The following is a 3,028-nucleotide window of genomic DNA, read 5'->3' on the forward strand; positions in this document are numbered from 1 at the left end:
AATAATCCGCTTATATAGTTCCTAAACTCCCGTTTTTGGGCTTGATGCGTCAATATATCATCAAAGCGTTTGCACCATCTATTGAAGCAAGGGGGCATGGCGGCGGGAGTTGTGTCTTTCATTTATCACACCATAACGTGAAATGGTTGCCATGCCTGTATTATACCTTTTTAGAGTCTTGTTTTTCGTTTAAGCACCGCTAGTGCAATTGGCAACGCTGGGGATAGGGAGCGACGTGAGTTTCCGTCCCAACGAAGGCTCAATCTCTTTGAGCAGATGAAGATGACCTAGAAATACTATAAACAACTAAAAAAAATCTAGCAGTCGATAGATTCATTTGAACAACACCCACTTAGGGAACAAGCCGGACGCGAATCGCTAAACCTTGCTACAGAAAAAAGCGGGCAGATTTTCATCCAACCGCTTATCTCTTAGTGGAGAATAGATTTTGCTTGCGTGCGTAGCTTGTGAGAGATTGGCAGCACGCACAAGCGCGATCGCGTACCCAAAAATTAGCCGTTCAGCACTCAGTCGTTCCTTATGGAGCAAGTCCCGCAAACTTTAACAAGTCAACCATCTTGAAGTCGTGCTTTTGCCCTAAAACTGGCTTCCACTTGGGGTCTTGCCGAAGATAGGATTTGCGATCGCCTTGTAGCAGACCGATGAACACCTCCGCAACAATGCGTCCGCCGACAGGCCCCAGTGTCTTGCCTTGCGCTCTCAGCTCCGCTTCCTTCAAAATATAGAACCACAAGGGTGTTCGCTTGTCGAATCCCAAATCTTTGAGGTCGCGCAGATCGGATGGATTGAGAGGATCGATTTCCATCGCTCTGGCTACATCCTGACCGGACGGCAAGCTGAAGGTGAGGTGACGCAGCAGATTGCGCTGCGCGAGCGACCGGATTGGCTCCTCTTGTCCTGGCAAACCGGGTGCTGGAAAAGGCAGCGTGAATAATGCACTTGAGAGTTTAGGATCGATCTTTTTGTTGGGCTTGACTTTTCCGTTTTTGAAATCAAAGAAGGTATCCCAGTCAACAAATCGTCGGGGTGCGCGTTTCCCACCGCGCAGGTCATCCGGGTCACAAAGATTAGGGTCTAAACTGAAATTGAAAATTGGTGCCCTAAACTCTGGCATATCCTGAGTGCCATGATTGGCGATGTATCCCGGTCTGACTTGGCTGTGACCGAAGCGATAGGCAGCGACCGAGAACTCAACTGGGATAAATGGCTGGTTGCGCCAGTTGTAGAACCGCCGACCTTTTTTCAGAATGTCATCCACCAAATCCTGTCCTACGGTTGTGGGCAGGAACTCATGCACGATAATCCACTGGTAGTGCCAGCGAACTAGCTTCTGTGCCTCGGTGAATGCATCATTCGGATCTTTGAGTCCACTATCGATGACGTAATCCACAACATGATTGTGGAATTTCAGAAATGCCAATTGCATCTGAGAAATAATCGTGTTCTCATCATTCCTTGGGTCGCCGATGAGCGCCATATTTTGGCTATTTCGAGGGAGATCGTCCTTCGACCCTTCCCCACCCAATTTCTCAATCAGGAACTTGATGCCTCCCGTTGTTTTGTCATACAAGTGAGGACTGGCTGCACGACCCGAACCATAAACGTTATCTAGCTCTAAGAAAGGCGTTCGGAAATTTTCAATAGATTCCGGGTCATTTTGTCGCTCAAGGCTAGAGGTGGAATCGAAGGTCATATCATGATCTAGAAACTGCCCCAAAAAAGTGAACCCTGCGGTCATAGTGGGGTTATCGGTGTTGCTAGGACTTCCAGGTACGGGGTCTGTTGCGTTTAAATCGTCTTTTGCATCCATCAAACCGCCTGGTTTCCCTAGCTCCATCAGCCTCTGGCGCACTGATTTGGAGTCGCTAGCAAAGGGAGGTAAGGACGGGAATAGCCGACCAAATTTTCCTTGATCGTAAGCAGTGGAGCGGGGTGGAACTTGGTCTCTTAGATAGAGTTGTCCGTGTCTAGTCATTATGTTTCCTCCTTGTTGATTACCGTTTTATGTGGCGCTGGTTTTGACCTCTACCTCGATCGAAATTTCTGTTTTTCTTGCGTCCAGATTCCACAAAATTGAATTTTCAGTGTTTCTAATCGCCTAAGTTTTTTGAAAAATCACGATCTGATTATCGATTTAGGAAGAGGTTGAAGAATTCGGATTCCTCAAAATCAATTTGAAATTTACCCTACTTATCAGTAATTTAAAAAAAATGGGGATTTATGAAACTGGTATCTAGTTAGACGATTTAAAATTGCAGATTGTGAAAGATTAGATAGTAAGTAATTTCTGCAATTTAAATCGGCAATCGTAAAATAAGATGGTACTGCTCTCAGCCGATACTAATTTTCAGGTTGCCAGCCAAATCTCTTTGCTTTACAGATATAACCTTTGCTGAAAGTTTCTTGCCAGTCGCTTATTTTTGGTAACTCAGTTGAGTGTCAGTCGATTGGGCGACTTGAAAATTTTTTAATATTGTGCTAGCAAAATCAAGCAATTGGGCGCGATCGCTACCAGGTAAATTTAAGTACGAACTAATGTACTGATCTGTACTCGCATCTAGGCGCACTTGCGATCGCGCAATTTATTCAGAAATTAAATAATCAGTTTCCTGGCAATCAACCACTTACAAAAGGCATATTTGTGGAAGCAAACTTCGGGCGGCTAATCTGCAACCAGACTGATTACTCCCTGGAAATCAGCCACCATAATGTGACAGTTAGTAGATAAAGAAATATTAAGCAGGAGTCGAACTTTGAGCGATCAATTGAAGAAAGGCGACAAGGTTACATGGAAGACCTCACAAGGTGAAACCAGTGGCACTGTGAAGAAAAAACTCACTTCACCCACAGATATCAAAGGACACCACGTCGCCGCATCCAAAGATAATCCTGAGTATCTAGTTGAAAGCGAAAAAACTGGGAAAGAAGCTGCTCACAAGCCTGAATCCCTCAAGAAAGAGGAGTAATGCTGAATTATGAATAATGATGTGAAATCAGCCATCGACGA

General features: G+C 45.1%; 2 protein-coding genes. One reads left to right on the forward strand and one right to left on the reverse strand.

The window, feature by feature from the left end:
• Nucleotides 1-538: 538 nt before the first annotated feature.
• Nucleotides 539-1,996, reverse strand: coding sequence for a heme peroxidase family protein (locus tag H6F50_RS08010; protein ID WP_190428189.1), 1,458 nt, complete (start codon nucleotides 1,994-1,996; stop codon nucleotides 539-541).
• 778 nt (nucleotides 1,997-2,774) lie between these two features.
• On the opposite strand from H6F50_RS08010, the gene H6F50_RS08015 reads away from it, so the two are divergent.
• Nucleotides 2,775-2,987, forward strand: coding sequence for a DUF2945 domain-containing protein (locus tag H6F50_RS08015; RefSeq protein ID WP_190410242.1), 213 nt, complete (start codon nucleotides 2,775-2,777; stop codon nucleotides 2,985-2,987).
• The last annotated feature ends 41 nt before the right edge of the window (nucleotides 2,988-3,028 follow it).

The organism is Coleofasciculus sp. FACHB-712, from assembly GCF_014695635.1.
Classification (GTDB): domain Bacteria; phylum Cyanobacteriota; class Cyanobacteriia; order Cyanobacteriales; family FACHB-T130; genus FACHB-T130.